We start from the raw sequence: 2,356 nt of genomic DNA, 5'->3' as shown, positions 1-2,356 counted from the left end.
GATCACGAAGATGCTGGTGGCGACGGTGGTCATGCAGCTGAAAGAAGAGGACCGCCTCTCTCTTGACGACCCGGTTGTCGACCACCTGCCGCGACCGACGCCGGTCGCCAAGTTGCTGGACGGGGTAACTGTCGAGGACCTGCTTGCCCACACCAGCGGGCTGCCCGACTCCGGCCGCAGCTCCGAACTGGTCGAGGCTCTCGTGGACCACCCCGACCGCGCCTGGACGGTCGACGGAGTTCTGAAGATCGTTGCGAAAAGCGAGCCGGAGTTCGCGCCCGGGTCGGCGTACGCCTACTCCAACACCAACTACCTGATCCTCGGCGAGGTGATCGAGGGGGCCACCGGCCGCCCGTGGCACGCCGAGGTCCGGGAGCGGATCCTCAACCCGCTGGGCATGACCGCCAGCTACATAGCCGGCGGGGAGGAGCCGTCCGGTCGCCTGATCCCGGGCTACTTCGACCTGGACAACGACGGGGTCACCGAGCTCGTCCCAGCCCCGTGGCCGGCCCTGGAGACCAGCGAGGGGGCGGCCGGGGCCCTGGTGTCGACTGCGCCCGACCTGATGAAGTTCATCGAAGCGTTCGCGGCGGGCGAGGTGGTGCCGCCGGCTGCAGTACGCCGGATGACCTCACCGGGGCCCTTCGCTGCCCGCCACTCCGGATACGGCCTGGGGGTGGAGTTGCTCCGCCCGGACCTCGAGAACCGGGTCTGGGGTCACGGCGGGCTGGTTCCCGGATATCGGGGGGTGATGTGGCACGTGCCGGCGGAAGGAAAGTCGGTGGTCGTCCTGACCAACGAGTCCCGCTCCCGCCCCGACGGTCTGGCCGAGACCCTTCTGCGGATGACCTCTGACTGACCCGAAGATATCCTGTGCGGGTGCCTGAGGAGCAGTTCGTTCTCCGCCCGATAGGAGTTGTTCAGTCGACGCTGACCGACGCCGCCGAGGCGCCCAAACAGGGCGACGAGGGAGCGCCCGACGCCTGGGTGCTCTTCGACCCGTCGGTGTCCGAAGGCCTCCGCAACCTTGCCGTGGGAGACGAGGTGGTCCTGCTGACCTGGCTCGACCGGGCCCCCCGGGACGTGCTGGTCGTCCAGCCCCGGAACGATCCCTCCCGCCCGGAGCAGGGCGTGTTCAGCACCCGGTCCCCGGCCCGCCCGAACCCGATAGGGCTTCACCGGGTGACGATCCTCGCCATCGACGGACTCAGGATGCAGGTCGGCACCCTCGAGGCTCTGGACGCTACGCCGGTGCTGGACGTGAAGCCGGTGTTGCGGGGAATCGACGAACGCTGACCTCTCGTCCCGCTCCCATGTTCGGCGTGCGCCGCGGCGGAGTGCTGCTTGGTAGGCAGGCATGACGGTAGCTGCGCTGGATCATCTGGTGATCGCCGCCCGCACTCTGGCCGAGGGGCAGGCGTGGCTGGAAGACCGCTTGGGCGTGGCCATGTCTCCCGGCGGTGAACACCCAAAGTTCGGCACGCACAATGCGCTGCTGTCGCTGGGGCCGGACTCCTACCTGGAGGTCATCGCCGTCGATCCGCGGGTCCCAGCGCCTTCTCGCCCGCGTTGGCTTGGGCTGGATACCCCCGAACTCCGGGAGAGGCTGGAGAACGGCCCTGCGCTGATTCACTGGGTGGCGAACGTGCCGGCCTTGCCGCCGGGACCAGAGGTGCTGGAGCTTTCGCGTGGCGACAACCAATGGGCGCTGACCGTGCCCGCCGACGGCAGTTTGCCGGGGGGTGGCGTGCGGCCCAGCCTGATTGCGTGGCACACACCGCCGCCGCCGACGCGCCTGCCCGATGTGGGGGTGCGCCTGACGTCGCTGCGCCTGGGCACACCTGAGCCGGACCGATTGCGTGCCTGGCTGGACGCGGTCCAGTTCGCAGGTGAAGTTGAAATTCACGCAGCGCCTCAGCCGGAGTTGGGGGCCACGCTGGAAACGCCTCATGGATTGGTGGAGCTGTGAGCGTAAGGATCAAAACGGATGCGGTTGTCGTCGGCGCCGGACACAACGGCCTGGTGGCCGCCTGCTACCTGGCCCGGGCCGGGCTCTCCGTGCGCGTCCTCGAGCGCCGCCCGGTGGTCGGAGGCGCGGCGGTCACCGAGGAGCTCATGCCGGGGGTGAAAGTCTCCACCGCGTCCTACGCCCTGTCCCTTCTCCGGCCCGATATCTACCGGGACCTCGAGCTGGCCCGACACGGGCTGGAGTTCACCCCCAAGGACCCGCAGATGTTCGTCCCGCTGCCCGACGACCGGCACTTCTTCGTCTGGCGGGACGGCGACAGGACCCGGGAGGAGCTGGCGAAGATCCACCCGCCCGACGCCGACGCCTACGTCCGGTGGGGCCGGTTCT

General features: G+C 69.2%; 4 protein-coding genes. All 4 read left to right on the top strand.

Features of this window, described 5'->3' with window-relative positions:
- The coding region (locus VFV09_11130) for a serine hydrolase domain-containing protein (GenBank protein ID HEU4868268.1) at positions 1 to 859 on the top strand (859 nt) is incomplete at its 5' end.
- Positions 860 to 879: 20 nt separating this feature from the next.
- Positions 880 to 1,296 (top strand): tRNA (N6-threonylcarbamoyladenosine(37)-N6)-methyltransferase TrmO, encoded by a 417-nt coding sequence (gene tsaA, locus VFV09_11125; GenBank protein HEU4868267.1) that lies wholly within the window; start codon positions 880 to 882, stop codon positions 1,294 to 1,296.
- Positions 1,297 to 1,357: 61 nt separating this feature from the next.
- Positions 1,358 to 1,969: a VOC family protein gene (locus VFV09_11120; GenBank protein HEU4868266.1), complete on the top strand. Its 612-nt coding sequence runs from the start codon at positions 1,358 to 1,360 to the stop codon at positions 1,967 to 1,969.
- Positions 1,966 to 2,356 (top strand): NAD(P)/FAD-dependent oxidoreductase (locus VFV09_11115; protein ID HEU4868265.1); only part of this gene is annotated, 391 nt, incomplete at its 3' end. The genes VFV09_11120 and VFV09_11115, both read left to right, overlap by 4 nt.

Source organism: Actinomycetota bacterium, from assembly GCA_035759705.1.
In the GTDB taxonomy this organism is placed as follows: domain Bacteria; phylum Actinomycetota; class CADDZG01; order JAHWKV01; family JAHWKV01; genus JAJCYE01.
This window is presented reverse-complemented; position numbering and strand designations above follow the sequence as displayed.

Bases quoted from the DNA above. Each gene is read 5' to 3' on its own strand.
- VFV09_11120 (HEU4868266.1), top strand. From the start codon at position 1,358: ATGACGGTAGCTGCGCTGGATCATCTGGTGATCGCCGCCCGCACTCTG.